The organism is Porphyrobacter sp. YT40, from assembly GCF_006542605.1.
Classification (GTDB): Bacteria; Pseudomonadota; Alphaproteobacteria; order Sphingomonadales; family Sphingomonadaceae; genus Erythrobacter.
In genome coordinates, this window is the sequence record NZ_CP041222.1 from 1175528 (window position 1) to 1193964 (window position 18437).

At 65.2% G+C, this 18437-nt stretch carries 20 protein-coding genes; 9 read left to right on the forward strand and 11 right to left on the reverse strand.

The window, feature by feature from the left end; genetic code table 11:
• The first annotated feature begins 9 nt into the window (after nt 1–9).
• The 5 genes from E2E27_RS05550 (at nt 10) to E2E27_RS05570 (ending at nt 4459) form a co-directional block, all read left to right on the forward strand.
• Entirely contained in the window at nt 10–270 is a 261-nt protein-coding gene (locus E2E27_RS05550) for a DUF2061 domain-containing protein (RefSeq protein WP_141458028.1), read from the forward strand.
• Nucleotides 267–1007, forward strand: a complete 741-nt coding sequence (locus tag E2E27_RS05555; RefSeq protein ID WP_141458029.1) for a 3'(2'),5'-bisphosphate nucleotidase CysQ — start codon at nt 267–269, stop codon at nt 1005–1007. Before E2E27_RS05550 ends, E2E27_RS05555 begins: the two co-directional genes overlap by 4 nt.
• Before the next feature lie 157 nt (nt 1008–1164).
• A complete protein-coding gene (locus E2E27_RS05560; protein ID WP_234036200.1) occupies nt 1165–2466 on the forward strand; it encodes a glycosyltransferase family 4 protein in 1302 nt (433 codons plus the stop codon).
• A 389-nt stretch (nt 2467–2855) separates the two neighbouring features.
• The gene (locus E2E27_RS05565; RefSeq protein ID WP_181443572.1) at nt 2856–3539 is read left to right on the forward strand and encodes a hypothetical protein; all 684 of its coding nucleotides are present in this window, start codon (nt 2856–2858) and stop codon (nt 3537–3539) included.
• The gene (locus E2E27_RS05570; RefSeq protein ID WP_141458032.1) at nt 3536–4459 is read left to right on the forward strand and encodes an IS1595 family transposase; all 924 of its coding nucleotides are present in this window, start codon (nt 3536–3538) and stop codon (nt 4457–4459) included. Before E2E27_RS05565 ends, E2E27_RS05570 begins: the two co-directional genes overlap by 4 nt.
• Before the next feature lie 88 nt (nt 4460–4547).
• Here the strand turns inward: E2E27_RS05570 and E2E27_RS05575 are convergent, their stop codons facing one another.
• The 5 genes from E2E27_RS05575 to E2E27_RS05595 all read right to left on the reverse strand — a co-directional run bounded on the left by E2E27_RS05575 (nt 4548) and on the right by E2E27_RS05595 (nt 7964).
• On the reverse strand, nt 4548–5282 hold the full coding sequence (locus E2E27_RS05575; protein WP_141458033.1) for a hypothetical protein: 735 nt from the start codon (nt 5280–5282) through the stop codon (nt 4548–4550).
• Nucleotides 5279–6628, reverse strand: coding sequence for an O-antigen ligase family protein (locus tag E2E27_RS05580; protein ID WP_141458034.1), 1350 nt, complete (start codon nt 6626–6628; stop codon nt 5279–5281). Before E2E27_RS05580 ends, E2E27_RS05575 begins: the two co-directional genes overlap by 4 nt.
• A 126-nt stretch (nt 6629–6754) precedes the next feature.
• Complete coding sequence (locus tag E2E27_RS05585) at nt 6755–7033, reverse strand: hypothetical protein (RefSeq protein ID WP_141458035.1); 279 nt, start codon at nt 7031–7033, stop codon at nt 6755–6757.
• Between the two features lie 130 nt (nt 7034–7163).
• Nucleotides 7164–7559: a lasso peptide biosynthesis B2 protein gene (locus E2E27_RS05590; protein WP_181443573.1), complete on the reverse strand. Its 396-nt coding sequence runs from the start codon at nt 7557–7559 to the stop codon at nt 7164–7166.
• A gap of 123 nt (nt 7560–7682) precedes the next feature.
• Complete coding sequence (locus E2E27_RS05595) at nt 7683–7964, reverse strand: PqqD family protein (protein WP_158094250.1); 282 nt, start codon at nt 7962–7964, stop codon at nt 7683–7685.
• 121 nt (nt 7965–8085) lie between these two features.
• Between E2E27_RS05595 and E2E27_RS05600 the strand changes: the two genes are divergently transcribed.
• Nucleotides 8086–8853: a phytanoyl-CoA dioxygenase family protein gene (locus tag E2E27_RS05600; RefSeq protein ID WP_181443574.1), complete on the forward strand. Its 768-nt coding sequence runs from the start codon at nt 8086–8088 to the stop codon at nt 8851–8853.
• A 5-nt stretch (nt 8854–8858) separates the two neighbouring features.
• Here the strand turns inward: E2E27_RS05600 and E2E27_RS05605 are convergent, their stop codons facing one another.
• The 6 genes from E2E27_RS05605 to E2E27_RS05630 form a co-directional block, all read right to left on the reverse strand.
• A complete protein-coding gene (locus E2E27_RS05605; RefSeq protein ID WP_141458039.1) occupies nt 8859–10019 on the reverse strand; it encodes a 50S ribosomal protein L11 methyltransferase in 1161 nt (386 codons plus the stop codon).
• The gene (locus E2E27_RS05610; protein ID WP_141458040.1) at nt 10019–10792 is read right to left on the reverse strand and encodes a hypothetical protein; all 774 of its coding nucleotides are present in this window, start codon (nt 10790–10792) and stop codon (nt 10019–10021) included. The genes E2E27_RS05605 and E2E27_RS05610 overlap by 1 nt, the downstream gene beginning before the upstream one ends.
• Before the next feature lie 220 nt (nt 10793–11012).
• A complete protein-coding gene (locus E2E27_RS05615) occupies nt 11013–11171 on the reverse strand; it encodes a lasso RiPP family leader peptide-containing protein (RefSeq protein ID WP_141458041.1) in 159 nt (52 codons plus the stop codon).
• Between the two features lie 28 nt (nt 11172–11199).
• Complete coding sequence (locus E2E27_RS05620; protein WP_141458042.1) at nt 11200–13110, reverse strand: asparagine synthase-related protein; 1911 nt, start codon at nt 13108–13110, stop codon at nt 11200–11202.
• A gap of 6 nt (nt 13111–13116) precedes the next feature.
• Complete coding sequence (locus tag E2E27_RS05625; RefSeq protein WP_141458043.1) at nt 13117–14799, reverse strand: ABC transporter ATP-binding protein; 1683 nt, start codon at nt 14797–14799, stop codon at nt 13117–13119.
• Between the two features lies 1 nt (nt 14800).
• Entirely contained in the window at nt 14801–15952 is a 1152-nt protein-coding gene (locus E2E27_RS05630; RefSeq protein ID WP_141458044.1) for a nucleotidyltransferase family protein, read from the reverse strand.
• A 235-nt stretch (nt 15953–16187) separates the two neighbouring features.
• Here E2E27_RS05630 and rfbA point away from each other — a divergent pair, with 235 nt between their 5' ends.
• Genes rfbA through E2E27_RS05645 form a run of 3 tightly spaced genes read left to right on the forward strand, consistent with a single transcriptional unit; the run spans nt 16188 to nt 18435 of the window.
• A complete protein-coding gene (rfbA, locus tag E2E27_RS05635) occupies nt 16188–17096 on the forward strand; it encodes a glucose-1-phosphate thymidylyltransferase RfbA (protein ID WP_141458045.1) in 909 nt (302 codons plus the stop codon).
• Nucleotides 17093–17638, forward strand: coding sequence for a dTDP-4-dehydrorhamnose 3,5-epimerase (gene rfbC / locus E2E27_RS05640; RefSeq protein WP_181443576.1), 546 nt, complete (start codon nt 17093–17095; stop codon nt 17636–17638). The genes rfbA and rfbC overlap by 4 nt, the downstream gene beginning before the upstream one ends.
• Nucleotides 17635–18435, forward strand: a complete 801-nt coding sequence (locus E2E27_RS05645) for a sulfotransferase family protein (protein ID WP_141458047.1) — start codon at nt 17635–17637, stop codon at nt 18433–18435. The genes rfbC and E2E27_RS05645 overlap by 4 nt, the downstream gene beginning before the upstream one ends.
• Nucleotides 18436–18437 lie beyond the last annotated feature (2 nt).

Sequence of the window (18437 nt, forward strand, 5' to 3'; positions counted from 1 at the left end):
GGGGCAAGCATGGTATTGTTTCACGGTCGCGAGGCGCACAGCCGGTCACTTGCCAAAGCGGTAAGCTGGCGAATCCTCGGGAGCATCGACACCTTCCTGCTTAGTTGGCTGTTCACCAGTTCGGTAAAGGCGGCAGGTGCTATCGCTCTCACTGAGGTATTGACCAAGATGGCGCTCTACTACCTCCACGAGCGGGCATGGAGCGGAATCGGCTGGGGCATGAAGCCGATGTCGGTGAGCGGCGACAGTCTTAAGGGGGATTCCGCGTGACCGATGCCGAACTGGCCGCGCACCTCGCCGAGACGGCCGGGCGCCTGCTCGTTGACGTGCGCGCCAGCGGGGTGTTCACCGGCAAGGCGCTCGGAAAGGCGGGCGATGCGACCGCCAACGAATTCCTGTGCCACGCGATCCGCCATGCGCGGCCCGATGACGGGCTGCTGTCGGAGGAGGAAAAGGACGACACGCGGCGCTGCGCGCAGAGCCGGGTGTGGATCGTCGATCCGGTCGATGGGACGCGCGAATATGGCGAGGCGCGCGCCGACTGGGCGGTGCATGTGGCGCTGGCGGTGGACGGTATCGCGCAGATCGGCGCGGTGGCGCTGCCCGGCCTTGGCGGCGGCCTTGTCCTGCGCTCCGACCAGCCGCAGCCCCTGCCTTCGATGGCCGAACGCCCGCGCTTCCTCGTCAGCCGCACGCGGCCTGCCGCCGAGGCTCAGGTCGTCGCAGAGGTGCTGGGCGGAGAGCTTGTGCCGATGGGCAGCGCCGGGGCCAAGGCGATGGCGGTGGTGCGAGGCGAGGCGGAGATCTATCTCCATTCCGGCGGGCAGTATGAATGGGACAGCTGCGCCCCCGTCGCCGTTGCCGCCGCGCACGGCCTCCACTGTTCGCGGATCGATGGCAGCCCGCTGGTCTATAACCAGCCCGATACCTATATGCCCGATCTGCTGATCTGCCGCCCCGAATGGGCCGAGCGGGTGCTGGCCGAGGTCGCCAGTCTGGCAGGCTGAAACTGACGCGCGGCGAACGACCGGAACCGGGCCTGTTGTGCATTGCAACATCGAAAGGTGCTTGCTAGTCCCGCCGCCAAGCCGAGGGTCGCACCTTCTGGGGGAATCTTGTGAAAGTTGCCATTTGCCAACGCGGGTGCCTCGACCATATCGCGGCATGCTTTACAGCCTTACAGGCAAATGCCCGCCAGAACGCGATCGCCTGACGATGAATGCGCCCGCCAGCATCGCTGCCGAAGAAGGCATCCCCGCCGTCATCGAGGGCGAGCCGCTCAAGGGCCGCCATGTGCTGATCGTGGTCGAGAACCTGCCCCTGCCGTTCGACCGGCGGGTGTGGCAGGAGGCGCGCACTTTGAAGGCGGCGGGCGCGCATGTCTCGATCATCTGCCCCACGGGCAAGGGCTACGAGAGCCGCTTCGAAGTGATCGAAGGCATCGAAATCCACCGCCACCCGCTACCGCTGGAAGCCAAGGGCGCGATCGGCTTCCTCGCCGAATATGGCGCGGCGCTGTTCTGGGAGACGGTGCTGGCGTGGCGCATCCATTTCAAGCGCCGGATCGACGTGATCCAGGGCTGCAATCCGCCCGATCTGATCTTCCTTGTCGCCCTGCCCTTCAAGCTCTTCGGCGTGCGCTACATCTTCGATCATCACGACATCAATCCCGAGCTCTACGAGGCGAAGTTCAACAAGCGCGGGTTCTTCTGGCAGCTGATGGTGCTGTTCGAGAAGCTGACCTTCAAGGCCGCCGACGTCTCGATTGCCACCAACCATTCCTACCGCAAGATCGCCATCGAGCGCGGCGGAATGGCGCCCGAGCGTGTTCATGTGGTGCGGTCCGGCCCTGACCTCTCCAAGCTCAAGCGCGTGCCCCCGGTCGAAAGCTGGAAGAACGGCCGCGCGCACATGGTCGGCTATGTCGGCGTGATGGGCGAGCAGGAAGGGATCGACCTCCTGATCGACGCGGTCGAGCACATCGTGCGCACCATGAAGCGCGAGGACATCCAGTTCGTGCTGGTCGGCGGTGGTCCGGCGCTGGCGGAGCTAAAGGACATGACCGCCCAGCGCGGCCTCGGCGATTTCATCACCTTCACCGGCCGCGCGCCCGATCAGGACCTGTTCGAGGTGCTCTCGACGATGGACCTCGGCGTCAACCCCGACCGGGTCAACGCGATGAACGACAAGTCGACCATGAACAAGATTATGGAATATATGAGTTACGCAAAGGCGATGGTCCAGTTCGATGTGACCGAGGGTAGACGCTCGGCAGAAGGCGCATCGCTCTATGCGAAGGCTAATGATCCGGTGGACATGGCTGAGAAGATTGTCGAGTTAATCGACGACGCCGAGCGAGCGAAGGAAATGGGCCGCTACGGTCTGGAGCGGGTCGTGAATGAGCTTAACTGGCAACATCAAATCAAGCCGCTGCTCTCCGCCTATCAGCAGGTGCTGAGCCGATAATTGCGCTCTTGGGCCCCCTTGGTTTTCTTGCCCTCGAACAATAAGTTTGTTCCGAACTTGCACTCATTATCGCTCCGTCTGGTTCCGAAGAATTTTTCCGTATCGCTTGAGCAGCTTGTACGCCCGGGAAGCCCATGCCTTTCGATCTAGGGTACCCTCCCAGCAGGTTTATGTCTTCGCGACCTGGTTACAACGGCACCAGTTTGCAGGATGCAGCCCGAGTCTTTGGCACCGAGGATGATTGCCTGCAGCATGTCTGGGCACAAAGTTCAGATGCAGTCTCGGCCTGCAGGACCTGCGGAAAGCTAGGTCGCTGGTGGCGGCGACGCGGGGCCAAGTATTTCCAGCATTGTTGTGGGGCAACCATATCACCACTCAGCGGTACGCTGATGCATGCGACCAAATTGCCGTTACGTCTCTGGTTTTATGCGATGCTGCATTTTGCCAATTCAACCGAGGGCGTAAACGCCGCATTCCTTGGCCGGCATTTGGGAATCACCTATCCGGCTGCATTTCGCATGGCTTACAAGATCCGGCTCCACTTGGCTGCCCTCGAAGAACGCGCCGAGCCAATTGCCGTAGGGCAGGACATTCATGCAAGATTGGTCACGGTGAACAGGGCACGATCTGGATCACAGAGCCCAAACACGCTGAATGTTCTCTTCGTAGCCTCTGATACCCGATTGGACTGCGCAGTCCTGCCTGCTCCGCGGCGGCATTCAGTGAGGGCTGCGATAGAAAGCCTGATGCCAAATCACGGGCAAGTGCTCACCACCTGTCACCGCACCAGTCAGGTCCTGTCAGCCTACAAGACGCGGCAACCGCTGGCGACTTTCGAGCCGACCTTCTTCATTGATCACCCGGCAGATCGGGATCTCATAAGCGGGTTCCTGTCCTATTTTCTCAAGCCATTCAATAATCATCACAAGCATGCATCCCGTGAGCATTTCTGGCTCTATCTCAAAGATTTTCAGTTTCGATACAATCGCCGAGATCACTCAGGCCAGACATATTGGGATATGGTTCGATCATTTCCCCAGCTCGATCTCCAGAGTTTACAGAGGCGACGATGATGCCAGGACCTAATCGACCCAAAAGTCCCGGCATAATCGAGTTTTTTGAACGATTCCCGAATGAGGAGGCATGTCTTGATCACATCGCGATGCAAAAGTGGGGAGAAACACAAATTTGTCCGGAATGTGGGGAAATCGGCGGCCTGAAGAAACTTAAAGGCGCAAAGAAGTGGTGGCATTCTTGTCGGAAACAATTCTCAACATGTAAGGATACGATATTCTATCGATCAAATGTTTCTGTCCTGGCATGGTTTTATGCAATTTTTCTGTTCGCAAATTCCTCAATGGGAATGCGGACGCCTTTCATCCGAAAGCAACTTGGCCTTGGACACCGCGGCGCGATCAGGGTTTGCGAGCTGATCCGCCTGCACATGGCGTCGATGCCCCGCCCCGAAGCGCTCGGAGGGCCCGGGATTCTCGTGCATGTAGATGAGGTCCATCTACGACGACTGATCAGCGAAAGCGGTGGGCCACATGAGGCAGCGATTGTCTTGGGTATCGCAAGTCAAGGCCGAGTGATGTGCGGCATAGTGCCAGACAGGAAAGCGAGCACTATCATTCCAGCCCTTCTGGCCCGGATCCGGCCCGGTTCTACCGTCGTGACGGACATGCATTTGGCTTACAGCAGCCTCCAGCGGCATGGTTATCGTCACTTGAGGATCAATCATTCCGTAGCGTTTCATGACTTCAACGGGCAAACCAACAACGACATCGAGGCGTTCTGGGCGACGGTGAGGCGCAGTTTTCGCTCCTACCGCCAGGTTTCCAAATCCAATCTCTGGGCCTATCTTGCCGAGATCGAATACAGATACAACTTTAGGCATTCAAAGCATTTGATTTTTGAGGATCTTATTTCTCATTTTCCAAATGGCATTCTGGATGAGGAAACTCAGTACAAGGGCAGATATTATTGGATCTGAATTTCCTCGATGATCTCGGATCAAATTTTTAACTGATGATGGCTGGAGCTTTCTTGCAAGAGGCTGTCCAGCACGCTCTGACCCCGAACTAGCCTGCCAAGCCGGGGCAGCGTCCTGCGGCCGCCGTGCGCAGGCGGGTGCCCGCAGCGGCATCGCGGCGGGTGAGCGCGCGCAGGCTCTGGTCCAGCACCTTGCAATCGAACGCCGCACCCCTGGCAAGGCTCTCGGCAGCAATCGCACTGAAGGCGGCAGGCGGCATCACCCGCGCGCCGCGGCGCAGGAACAGCGGGTGCCATCGATCTCCGCCGGTGACGATCGCCACCAGCGTGCGCTGACCCATCCCGTCGGGCTCGCCAAGCACCGCCGGGCCGAGCTCTTCGAGCAGCGCATCGGGCGTGCGATCCATCAGGAACAGCGCGGCATAGCGGCGCGCGGCTTCCGCCGCGTCGCCCGCCGAGAGTGCGAGCCGGAGCACCGCCTCCTGCGCCATCGGTTCGCGCCAGCCGCGCTGGCCCGCGACCTGAATGGTCCGCGCGGCGTCATCCAGCTTGCCCGCCTTGGCCTGAGCGACGGCAAGCAGCGAGAGGTTTTCCGCCGGCAGCGGGCGGCGGCGCACCAGCCGCTCGGCCTCGGCCAGCGCTGCGGCGGGATCATCCCCGCTCGCCGCGGCCTGCGCCACGCGCGCCTGCGCGTAATTGCGCAAAGCCTCGGGCACCACGCCAACCAGAGCTCCGCGAGAGCGCGATCCGAGATCGAATTGCAACAACACCGTCAGCAGCGCGGTGGCGGCGAGCGCGGTGAGCCAGACGATTCGCCCAATCATGCCAGCGCCCTCCGGTCGCCCTGCGCATGGTCGAATGCGGTGCGGGCGAGCAGCAACAGCGCCAGCCCCGCGAGCGCGAGGATTGTCTGACTGCGGAGCGGATAATCGGTGATCGATTGCAAGGCGATGGCCAGCAGAAAGGCGCTGCCGCTCCACGCCACCCAGCGCTGCGAGGATCGCCGCACCCGCCAGCTCAGCCAGCCGATCAGCGCCATCCACGCCGCTGCCAACGCGAGGCCAGAGGCGCCAGCCTCGATCGCCAGCTCGATATAGTCATTATGCGCGCGACCGGCGCGGCGATTGGTCAGGTTTTCGAGCGATTCGTCGACCTGATAGATCTCGTCGAAGGTGCCCATTCCCGCCCCCAGCGGCCAATAACGGGTAGCGCTGAAGGTGGCATCGTCCCAGATGAAGCGGCGCGGATTGTCCGTCGCCTCGAAGCGTTCGAACGTCGCGCCGATGCGGCCCGGCGGAGAGGACACCATCAGCGTGCCGAGGCCGGCGCCGAGCACGGCCAGCGCGCCCAGCCCGATCAGCACCGCGCGACCTGCCGAGCCGCCGCGACGGCGCTCGGCCAGAGAGCTTGCGAGGCCGAGTGCGATCGGCAGCAGCGCCAGCACCACCCCGGTGCGCGACTGGGTCAGCACCACCGCGAGCAGCAGCAGCGCGCTGACCGCCAGCCGCGCAGGCAGCACCGCCGGATGCGGACGCGGGGCAGGCAGCAGCAGCGCGAGCGCAAGCGCAAAGGTCAGGAACAGCGCAGTGGAATTGCGGTTGGCAAAGGTGCCGAGCAGGATCTCTCCCGGCGCAGGCGAGCCGTAGAAGGTGCCCGCATCGCCCGTAGCGCCCAACTGCACCGCGCCGAGAATCGCGGTCACGATGCCGCAGCCGACGATGATCCAGCACAGATTGATCAGCCGCGCCCGCGGAAGCGTCCATGCCGCCAGCAGCACCGCCAGCGGGGTGACCAGCGCGGTCAGCGCCAGAGCCGTGCGCAGCGGATTGACGCTGAACGGCCTCCAGCCTTGCGCGCCGCCGGCGAATTCTAGCGAGCGCTCAACCAGGGTGCGGCTGGGCAGGGCGCGCCAGACCGATTCGGGCAGGGGCACGAGCTGGAGCAGCGGCAGCGCCAGCGTCGCGAGGATCAGCAAGCGCAGGGCGAGCGGCGATTCGCGCCAGAACGCGGCGCATTCCCGTGGGCGCAGAGCCAAGACGGCCAACGCGGCCAGCTGCACAGTGAGATTGGCCAGCGCTGCACCGATCCCTCCGCCACCGGCCAGAAAGGCGACCAGCAGCAGAACGATGATCAGCGGAAAGGTGATTCGGTCGGACGGGTGTCGGTCCAAAGGTCAATTCTCGCGGAGAAAGGCACCGGGGGAGGCAGGGCGTCAGGCCCGCCTAAGCAAAACGCCCGGCACATCGTACCGGGCGTCCTATCCTTGCTGGAACTCGAAAGCTCCCGGAGAGCTTGATCAGCAAGCGCCCGGCGAGGCGCAATTGTCGTCTTCAACCGCGAAGTAGATGCCGACGCCGATCAGGGCAACAGCGGCAATCCCCAGGGGAATCGCGAGGCCCGAACCTTCTTCCTGACCTTCACCGGCAGCCGCACGGCCGAGGCCCGGAGCAGCATTGCTGACCGAGTAGACGGCGCCGCTGTCGCCAGCGCGGGTGTTGGCCTGAGCCACGATCGGCGCAGCGACGAGGCCGAGTGCAGCGGTTGCAGCCATCAGGCGAGTAGCGGTCTTGATCATGGTTAAGCCCTTTTCATAACGTTCTTGGAATTTGGACTACCGCAATGCAGCAAGCTTTGCAACCCGCTGATAGCCCGAATTGGTAAAGGATTTCCGTTTTCCCGTCGTGCGCCAGCAACATATCGCCGTATCAGGGCTGCCGCAGCGCGGCCTGCGCCGAATCGAGCAGGGGTTCGAAGCGGTCGATATCCCCGCCGAGCAGCACGGCCTCACCCCTGAGCAGCCAGGCATGGGCCTCGAAGCGGCCATCGGGGTGCTTGGCCGCGCCGACCACGATCTCGCTCGGCAAGCCCCTGCGCATCAGCCAGCGCTGGGCCGCCATCGCCTGCACCAGACAATCCGCGCGCCAGGGGACCCGCACGGCCATGGCCGAAACGAAGGCGGCGACGTGCCGATAGTGACTGTCGGCCTCCTCGGGCGACGAGCTTCGCGCGGCGGCACCAGCCCGAGCGCTCTGCGCGTTGCGCCGAAACACCTCCGCCGGTCGGGTGCTATGGAGAAACAGCCGTGCCCGGGCGAGCTCCAATCCTGCCCGCACAGCACACGCCACAAAGCGCGGAAAGGGCATGGAGCGGCGCAGCCTCATCGCGGCGCGCCCAGAGCGAATCTCTCATCATAGGCCGACGACATGACCGGCCCCCGCCCGCGTTCAGTGGCGGACGATGAGACCATTTTCGGCAAGTTCTGCGAGGAAGCGGCGCAGGTCCTGTTCGACAGTCTCGCGCTCGACATCGTATTTTTCGAGGATGGTATCGCACACTTCGGCCACCGGCTGTCCGGCCTTGAGGCCCTCCCACAGCAGGCTGCCGACGGGGTCGAGCCCGTAATAGGTGCCGTTGCCGAGATGCAGGATCACCGTCTCACCGCCAACCGGGTTGGCGATGGCATCATCACTGAGGCGCCAGCGTTCTTGCAATACATCGGTGCTCAAGAGTGGTCTCCAATTTCCTTGCGCCCCTTTTGCACGGTTGCCGGCTGATGTGAAGGCGCAGTCGGTGCAAGGCCCTGCCTTGCTTGCACAAGGCGGGCAAATCTGCGACCCACCCGGCGATGTGGGGACCGTGGAATTGGCGATGCTGACAGAGCAGGCTCTCGATCAGGCCGCAGAGGAATTGTGGCGCGAGGGGGTGTGCACGCTACGGCAGGCGGTCGATCCGGGGGTGCTCGCCGATTGCCTCGCGCAGCTTCAGGCGCACCACCCGCGCCTGTTCAAGCCCGATGCGACGGCCGATAAACTGTTCGTGTCGACCGGCCGGTTTTACACTGCGGTCGAAATCGGCGATGCGCTGGCGCGGCGCGATGTGCTGCTGCCCGCCGCGGTCGAAGGGGTGCTCACCGCTGCGCTCGGGCCCGATTTCGTGTTCGATTCGTGGGGCGTCATCAACGCCTTGCCCGGAGCCGAGGAGCAGCACTGGCACCGCGACGGGGGCATCCTGTTTCCGGGCCATCCGCTCGAAAACATGCTGCCCGCCACCGCCGTCACGCTCGCCATTCCGCTGGTCGAGATGAATGACGAGACCGGCACCACCGGCTTTGCCCGGCGCACACACCGGGCGGGCGACCATCCCGAAGTTCCCGATTACGAGCCGCGCGTTCCGGTGGGTGATGCGCTGCTTTGGGATTACCGGGTGTTCCACAAGGGCATGACCAACCGCAGCGCGATTGCCCGTCCGCTGATCTACGCCACGTTGTGCCGCGACTGGTGGAGCGACACGCAGAACCATGAAGGTCAGGCCCGCCTGCTGTTCAGGCGCACCGCTTGGGAGACGCTCGACCCGGCCCTGCAACCGCGCTTTGCACGAGCGCAATTGATCGACTGACGCGCCTAGCTGCGGTAGCTTTCCAGAAGTTTGGTGACGTGCCCCAGCGCGTCCATCTTGTCGCCGAACCTGTCGGGATACCGCTCCATGATCGCGACCGCGATGTCCTCGAGCGTGCGCCCCTCGCCAACCAGCGCCAGACAGGCGGCGTCGATCGCCATCTGCGCGGTGGCTTGCGGCACCTGATCATGCGCATGCGGGCGCAGACGGTCGGGCGAGAAGACCGCGCCCTTGAAGGTCGACTGGCGGAACCGCAAGGTCTCGGCGCGCTGGGCGCCCGGGGCAATGTCGGTGTCCCACGACCAGATATACTTGCCATCGACCATCTGCACCCGGATGCGGGCGGTCAGGCCTTCGCCAGCCATCAGCCGCACCGGCTGTTCCAGCGGCAGAAACTTCTGCTGATACACCAGCGGCGGTTCGCCGGGGCCATTGCAGAACCGCAGACGCTCACCGATTTCCGCTTCGAACCAGATCAGCAGGCCATGCACCGTATCGGTCCGGTCGGCGACGAATTCGACCGTCGCATCGACATTGGGATCGACGATCGTGCGGTAGTCGAGCGTGGCGAAGCTGGCGGGCTGCGCGACGAAGGCCGCCGGTTCGAGCTGGGCCGGAGCGCTGAGGTTGACGGCGTAGGGGTGCCCGGCGCTCAGATCGAGGCCATAGTTGTTCGTCAGCCACGGGCGCACGCAGGGCTGGTAATGCCTTGGCGAATGCACCGGCGCGATGCGCAGGGTGTCGCGCATCGGCACGAGACGTCCGCCCTCTGCCAGCAGCCGCGTACGCGCATCGACGATCGAGGCGATGTGATGTTCGAACAGCGGCGTGATGCCGCGGATGTCGGAGACGATCACGTCGGCCTTGCGCTCGGGCGTGTAGCGGGTCGAGATGTCGCGGATCACCGTGATTTTGTTGGCGCAGCCGTTGGCCTGCGCCATCGGCATGATCAGCTCGACCGCGGGATCGGGCTCGATCGCGATCACCTCGCCCGCCCCATACTTGCAGGCGAGCATCGAGAAGATCCCGAAGCCCGCACCAATGTCGATCACGGTGCAGCCCGGCGTGATCGCGCGCTTCAGCGCCTCGGCATAGACCGCCATGCGCGGTTCGCACTCGATCATCAGGCCGAAGGAGGCAATATCGTAGCCAGTCGGACGTCCCATCAGTCGTTCATCGCCTTTCTGCCCATGATCGGGCGGGTGCCATTGCTGCCCAGACAGGCAAGGATCATGGCGTGCAGATCGTTCATGCACGCAAAGTCGTGGGGGTAGGTCAGCCGGTAAACCGGGATCGCATTAGCCAGCATCGAGCTCTGGCCGAGCCGCCGGGCGGCCTTGGACTTGTCCGAAGGATCGAGCGCGAAGCTTTGCTCGACAATCGCCATGCAGGCCTCGCTCGGCCGCATCAGTTCGGCGGCGAGCGGGTCGTCCTCATATCCGCCGGCGAGGAAGAACAACCCCGCAATCGGCGCGGATGGAGCGGATTCCGCCGCGATCGAGCGCAGGTCTACCCGCTGCTTTTCGGAATAGTGCGCCATCGGCGAGGACGCCGCAGCATCGCCGAACACCTCGGCAATCGTCTCGGGAAAGAGGCGCAGGCTGGGGTAGACCGCGCTGCCGGTGTAGCCGTGCGGGCCCTCGTGCAGCACCACCGCGTCATCGCCGTGCAGCCGGTGGCCGGCCCGGTGCAGGCTGGCCGCAAGGGTCGATTTGCCCGCGCCGGTTTCGCCGAGGAAGACCGCCAGCGCGCCGTCGATCTCCACCCCGCTACCATGCAGCACCAGCGGGCCCTGCTCGGCGACGATGCGCGGCGCCACGTGGTCATAGAGGAGATGCTCGATATCGGCCGGTGTCGCTGCGGGCTGGACATCGAACACCGTTATGCTGCGCTGCGCCATGGCGATCAGGAACCGCGCCAGCCCGGCGAAGGACAACACGCACTCACCTGGCCCCAGCACGAGGCAGGAGGGGAAGCCTTCCGGATCCTCGCCCGCAAAGCGGACAAGCGAAAACCCCGGAGGCAGGTCGCCCCCGAGGTCTGTAATTCGCCAATCTGGCAAGGAACCAGAACGGAAAAGTTCCGGCAACATGCGGGATTCCCTAAACAAACTGGATAGGGTCAAAACCCCGCACGCTTGGCCGGAGCCGGGCGAGCCATCAAAGCTTGCGCGCGGCCTTCGCCATCGGGCCCTGATTCGGACCTTCGCTGAAGGTGCCGCTGCCGGCGGCGGTCAGCTTCGCGAAGCCACCATAAACGGCGAGCTTGGGGCTCTGATAGGACGCCTTGGCGTTATCATTGTTCAACAGGCTTGCCATAACTTCTCCATCCGGAACATAATTCTATTCAACAACAATCTGGATTGTCATTGATCGTCAACCATTCAGAGGAATAGCGAAGCATCAGTAGACTCGCAACCTCTGAATCCCAAGCTGGGGCATTTTTTGCTGCACCTGCTAAGTGTTCGATGCTGCGTGAGGCCACGTAAGGCTGCAGGTTAGCCAGCGAATCGACCAGCGCGGCCCGGTCTTCGCCGCGCAGGCTTTCGCCCCACAATTCGTCCTGAAGCAGCCCGCCAAGGTGTTCCTTGCCCAGCCGCCAGCGCACTGAATCGGGCAGCAACCCGGCACTCGCGCGCCGCAGGATGACCTTGGGCCAGCCATCGTCCTGAAGCTGATCAGGTGGCAGAGAGGCGGCAAATTCGATCACCCGCAGATCGCAGAAGGGATCGCGCGCTTCGATTCCCAGTGCCGAGGCGATCCGGTCATAACGCTCGCGTCCGACGACAAGATAGGGATGGATGTCCAGCGCCGCGCGCGTCCCGTCGGGGGCGAAGCGGTGCGGCGCGATGTGCCGGGCGTTGGCGGCGCGGCGGGCGGGGAGGTCGATTCGCGCGGCGAAGGAGTCCGAGAGCAGCGTGGGCGTCGGCGCGGCGGCGCGACCAAGCCCGGCAAGGCTGCGGCGCAGCGCGCGGAGCGGCTCCGGCACGATGATCCGGCCCAATTGGCGGACGATGTTCTCCCTCGCCCCCGGTACGGAGCCCCAGAAGCGTTCCTGCCCGCGCGCCTCGCGCCAAGCGCGTCCCGGGCGGCCCTTGCGCAGATGCCAGGCGACCATGTCAGGCGCGCCGAGCACGATATCGCCGCCCCCGCCATCAAGCATCACCTTGTGGCCCGCACGGTGCCCGGCGAGATACATCAGTCGCAGCAGGGTCATGTTGGTGTCGAAGGGTTCTTGCACCGCCAGCGCGAGCCGCTCCATCTCCGGGCGCAGCATGGCCATGTCCTCGCGCCCGATCAGGGTCGGGTCGAGATGGTCCATCGCCAGCGCACCGCGGATCGCCTGCGATTCGACACATGCGGGATCGCTGTCGATCGCGGAGAATGTCGCCAGCGGGGGCCGGCCCGCCTGCTGAAGCTGCGATGCGGCCAGCGCCGCGACCGATCCCGAATCGACCCCGCCCGAAAGCATCGCCGCGACCGGATCAGGCGCGCTCAGGCGGGCCGCTACCGCCCCGCCAAAAACGTCGCGAAAGGCCTCGGCATAGGCCGCGTCGTTCGGCAGTCGCAATGGCGCGGGCGGAGTCAGCTGCCAGTAACGCCAGATCTTGAGGTCGCCACGCGTCACGGTGAGGGCGTGGGCGGGCGGCAGGCGGTGGAGGCCGATGAAGAAGGTCGAGGTGAGGTCGATCGCTTCGAGATGCTCGAAATAGTCGGCGATCCGCGCCTCGTTGATCCGGCGTGGCACGCTCTCGTGGCGCAGCAGCGCCTGCGCTTCGGTGGCGAGCGCGAACAGCCGGCCCGGCGCGTGGGCGTAGATCAGCTGCCGCATCCCCACCTGATCGCGCGCGCACAGCAGCCGCTCGCAGCGCGGATCCCACAGCGCGAAGGCGAAGTCGCCACGCAAGTGTTCGAGGCAGGCGAGATCCCAGCGCAGATAGGCTTCGAGCACCAGCCCGGCATCGCCGATCACGCGCGCGCCCGGTGTAAGGCCCAGCGCCGCGATCAGATCATCGCGATTGTCGAGCCGGATGTCGGCGGTGATGCGGCAGCCGGTGCCGGGATGGCGTAGCGGTTGCCGCTCGACCAGCGCTTCCGGGGTGGTTGCCAGCAGCGCATGGCCGAGCGCTACCGGCCCTTCCGCCGCAAGGTGGCTGCCATCGGGCCCGCGTCGCTCAAGCGCAGCCAGCACCGGCGCCAAGTTATCGGGCGCAGCGGGCCGACCATCGCAGCGCAGCACGGCGCAGATCCCGCTCATCGCCGCTTACCTTTTGCCGTTCGAAGCACCGGTGGCCACCACCGGTCCGCTCGGCGTCAGCTCGATGATTCGGTCCGCCAGCGCGAGGCTTGCGGGGCGATGGGTGATGATGATCACCGTGCGCCCGGCCAGTGTGGTGATGCAGTCTTCGACAAAGGCGGCCTCGCCGTCGAGGTCGTACATGCTGGTGGCCTCGTCGAAGATGTAGATCGGCGGATCGCGCAGCAACGCGCGGGCGAGTGCGATGCGCTGGCGCTGGCCGCCCGAGAGGCGCACGCCGTCATCGCCGATCATGGTGGCAAGGCCTTCGGGCAGCTGCTCGATGAAATCCCACGCCTGCGCCCACCGCGCGGCCTGCTCGATCGCGGCGGGATCGGGCGCGGCGAGGCCGAAAGCGATGTTCTCGGCAATCGTGCCGTCGAGCAGCAGCGCCCGCTGCGGCACGAAGCCGAATTGCCGCCGCAGGGCCTTCACATCGAGCGCGGCGATGTCGCTGCCGTCGAGCGTGATGCGCCCCGCCGTGGGCTCGTAGAAGCGCAGCAGCAGGTTGACGAGCGTCGACTTGCCGACGCCGTTGGCCCCCGTTAGCGCGACGATCTCGCCCGGCGCGATGGCGAGGTCGAAGCCGCTGAGCAGGGGCGGCCGGTCGGGATAGGCGAAGGCGACCTGCTCGAAGGCAATCGCCCCGCGGGCCCGGCCGGGGCGCTGCGGCTGGCCATAGCCCGGCTCGGGCGGCATGGCGAGCACCGCCTCCAGCCGCTCCAGTGCGCCGCGCGCCAGCTGCCATGCGCCGTATGTGCCCGCGAGGCTCCCCACTGGGCGGGTCAGCAGCGCGGCATAGAACAGGAAGGCGAACAGATCGCCCGGACTGCGCGTGCCCGAGGTGATCGACGCGTTCCCCGCCAGCAGGATACCGATCGCGCCGAGCGCCGCCACCAGCGTGACGACCGGGCTGATGAAGGCTGTAATCCGCGTCTGCCTCAGTTTGAGCAGCCGCGCGCGTTCGACCGCCGCAGCATAGCGCGCGTAATGTTCGTCCTCGACCGCGAAGGCCTTGATCGCGGGCAGCATGTCGAGGTCGGTCCCGGCCTGCCACAGCACGTCGACCTCCGCCGCGCGCACCTGCGCCCCGAAATCGCGCAGCCGCCGGGACAGCAGCTTCATGCCGACATAGAACAGCGGCACCAGCGCGGGCACCACCAGCGCCATCGCCGGATCGATCAGGAACATCAGCACCACCGCGCCGACTGCGGTGATCATCATCGCGGGCAGCTGCGCGAGAGTGGCGGTGAGGAAGCTGCTGAGGTTCTGCACCTCGTAGCTCATCAACGACAGCAGATCGCCCTGCCGGTGGCTGTCGTGGAAGGACACGGGCAGCGCCTGAATATGGGCGTAGGTCTCATCGCGCAGCTCGGCGAGGATGCGGCCCGAGGCCTGTTCGGACAGGATCGTCACGCCGATGGTCGCCGCCGTCAGCCCCGCCAGCGCCGCGCCCAACAGCCAAAGGGTGGTGCTAAGGTCGATCACCGCGTTCCCGGCAATCCCCGCCGCCAGCCGCGCCGCCAGCCAGGGCAGGGCGAGCGTGGCGAGCGAGCCGAGCAGCGAGATGCCGCCGATCAGCGCAAGGCTGCCGCGATGCCGCCGCGCCCAGTGGCCGAGTGCGCCGAAACCCTTCTGAGGCCGCTCCATCTCAGGCGCCCCCCGTCAGCATTCGGCCAAGACCGGACACCAGCCGCCCCTCCTGCAACAGAGCGGTCGGCCAGTGCGCGGCCTCGGGGAAGCGTTCGTGCAGCACTTCGGGCCCCGGCAGCAGGGCATAGGAGAAGACCCGCAGCTTGTCGGCAAGGCTGGTGCTGGCCGACAGGTCAAGCCGCAGACGGGTGATGCTCGGCAGCGGCGCGATGCAGGCCAGCAGCGCCGCATCGCCCGGATCCTCGGCGAGGCGCGCGCGCAGATCGGGCGGAACGAAGGTGCCCATCATCGCCGCAGAGGCATCGAGCAGCGACAGCACCAGCGGCGCGGTGCCGGTGGCGGCTGCGGTGGTGCGCAGCGCGTCCCAGTCGGCGGGTGTGAAGGCCTCGCACAGCAGCGCCAGATCGAGCGCCCAGATCAGCCGATCCTGCTCGAACGCCTTATCCGCCCCGCTGCGGTAGCCGTATTTGTGGTGCAGCGCGCGGTTGATGGCGATGAGGATGATATTGTCGGTCGGCGGAACGCCGCGCGCGGCGTCGGACAGGCGCGGCAGGGGCAGCGAACGGGTGCCGACTCCCCCGGCTTCCAGCTTCTGCGCGATCAGTGCGCTGGCGCTGATCCGCCAGTGGAGATCAAACTGGTGCGCAAAGCCCATGTCGCATTCGGTCGCCCAGCTTTCCTGCAAGGGGCGCGCATCGCCGACCCGCCGAAAGCCGCTGGCGGCCAGCGCCGCGCGGGCTGCCTTGCGATCAGCCGGGCCGAGCAGCAGGTCGCTGTCCCCGCGCCGCCGCATCGCCGGATCGGGGTAGGCCGAATAGGCCAGCGCCGTCCCCTTGGTCAGCACGGCGGGGGTTCCGGCTGCGGCCAGTGCCGCGATCAGGCGGGCGGCGACGGTCCGGTGGCCCAGTTCCCAGAAGCTCTGCCCGCGCGCCTCTTCGCGCACGCGATCGGCCACTGCGCCGGGCCAGTCCTCCAGCGATCCGGGTGCGCCCAGCAGCGCGAGCGCAACGCCGTGAAACGCTGCCCGGTCCGCTACGGCCGCGTGAAACTCCGAGGTTGAGGGCCAGTCCTCAGGCCAGGGCGGCGGTGCCTCGCCGCGGACAGCACGACGCACCGACAACGCCAGAAAGCGATCGATCGCGTCGTTCATGGTTCGCGTTACGCTCCTTCGTCCAGCATGATGCTGCGACACGGGTGCCCTTCGGCATGGCGATGCCAACCGTGCCGCCGGTCGCCCGCCAAATTCGTTATATCCCGTTCAACTAGCCATTTCTCGCACCTGCACAAGCCGCCTCGCGATTCGCGGTTGACCCGCTGCGACCGTGCTGCAATGCAGCGCGCGGGTTGCAGCGATTTCATTTTCCGGAGGGTGCCGCGCAGTCGCTATGGCCATCGAAACGAGCAGACGCGGCATCATTCTGGCAGGCGGATCGGGCACGCGGCTCTATCCGCTGACGCGCGGCGTCTCCAAGCAATTGATGCCGATCTTCGACAAGCCGATGATCTATTACCCCCTCAGCACGCTGATGCTGGCGGGCATCCGCGAGATCCTGATCATCACCACCCCCGAAGACGCCGCGCAGTTCAAGCGCGTGCTGGGGGACGGGTCGGATTTCGGTGTGTCGCTGACCTATGAAGTCCAGCCCCGTCCCGAAGGGCTGGCGCAGGCGTTCCATATCGGCGCGGACTTCGTCAAAGGTCGCCCCAGCGCGCTGATCCTGGGCGACAATATCTTCTACGGCCACGGCCTGCCCGACCTGCTGCGGAACGCGACCGCGCGGGAGACCGGGGCGACGGTCTTCGCCTACCGGGTCAGCGATCCGCAGGCCTTCGGCGTGGTGGAATTCGACGGATCGGGCAAGGCGATCTCGATCGAGGAAAAGCCCGCCGCGCCCAAATCGAACTATGCCGTGACCGGGCTCTATTTCTACGACGATACCGTGGCCGACCGCGCCCGCGACCTTGCGCCATCGCCGCGCGGCGAGCTGGAGATCACCGATCTCAACCGGGTTTATCTGGACGAAGGCACGATGTCGGTCGAGATCATGGGGCGCGGGTTCGCCTGGCTCGACACCGGCACCCATGCCTCGCTGCTCGACGCGGCGACCTATGTCCGCATCACCGAGGAGCGGCAGGGGCTGAAGATCTGCTGCCCTGAGGAAATCGCATGGCGGCAGGGCTTCATCACCGCCGAACGCCTGCGCGAGATTGCCGCGCCGCTGAGAAAGTCGGGCTATGGCGAATATCTCTTGAACCTGCTCGACAACCCGTCGACCGGGCCGGTGCTGCCGTGAACATCATCGAAACCGCGCTTCCCGGTGTGCTGATCATCGAACCACGCGTGTTCGGCGATGCGCGGGGCTTCTTCATGGAAACGTGGAATGCCGCCGCCTTTGCCGGAGCCGGGCTGGATCTGACCTTCGTGCAGGACAATCACAGCCGCTCGCAGAAGGGCGTGCTGCGGGGGCTGCACTTCCAGAATCCGGGGCCGCAGGGCAAGCTGGTGCGGGTGGCGAACGGCGCGGTGTTCGATGTCGCGGTCGATCTGCGCGCCGCCTCGCCGACCTTTGGCCAATGGGCCGGGGTCGAACTCAGCGCGGCGAATAAGCGGATGTTCTGGGTGCCCGAGGGCTTCGCGCACGGCTTCCTCACGCTCGAGGACGATACCGATTTCCTCTACAAGTGCACCGCGCCCTATGCGCCGCAGAGCGAGCACACGCTGGCGTGGGACGATCCGGCGGTGGGGATCGAATGGCCCTCACTTGGCGCTGATCCGCTGATTTCGGAAAAGGACGCGCACGGGCTCTCGCTGGCGCAGGTGCAGGTGTTTGTATGAAGCAGAAACTCTACTGGGCAACGCACATTGCCACCAACTCTCCACTTCTGGCCAAGCACGCCCTGTCGGTCGCCCTCGAATCGCGCCGCACCCAGCCGCATAAGCGCCAGCAGATCCTTGTCGCCACGCACCACAAGGTGCTGACGGTGTTTCTCGCACGGGTGTTCCGGACCTTCGCCACCATCACTGGCCGCAGCTGGGACGTGAAGCCTGGCAACAACCTCGATTACGCCCGCGATGTCCTCGTCGCGCACCAGTCGCTTTTGCGCTGGGAGTTTCTGCCGCCTGGATTTGCCGGGATCCACGTGATCCGCGACCCGCGCGACGTGCTGGTCTCGAGCATGCATTACCACCGCAAATCGAACGAGCGGTGGCTACAATGGCCGGTCGAGAGGCTGGGCTGGAGGACCTATCAAGAAGCGCTCAACGCACTGCCGAACGACGAGGACCGGCTGATCTTCGAGATCGAGGGCGAAACCGGCGTCACGATCCGCAACATGCTGAACTGGGACTACAACCGGCCCGGCGTTGCCGAGTGCCGCTACGATGATCTCATCGGGGAACACGCGCTCGGCAACTTCACCAAGGTGATCGCTGGGTGGGACCTCACCGACAACGAGCGGGTGTTGCTTCGCGATCTGTTCGACTACTTTTCGCTTGGTGGTCCAGGCCAGAAAAAGACCCATATCCGCAATCCTTCGACCGGGCAGTGGCGCAAGCATTTCACGCCGCGGGTGCAGGACGCCTTCGATCGCGCCTTTCCGGGGGCCGCGGCCCAGCTCGGCTTTGAAGAGTGACG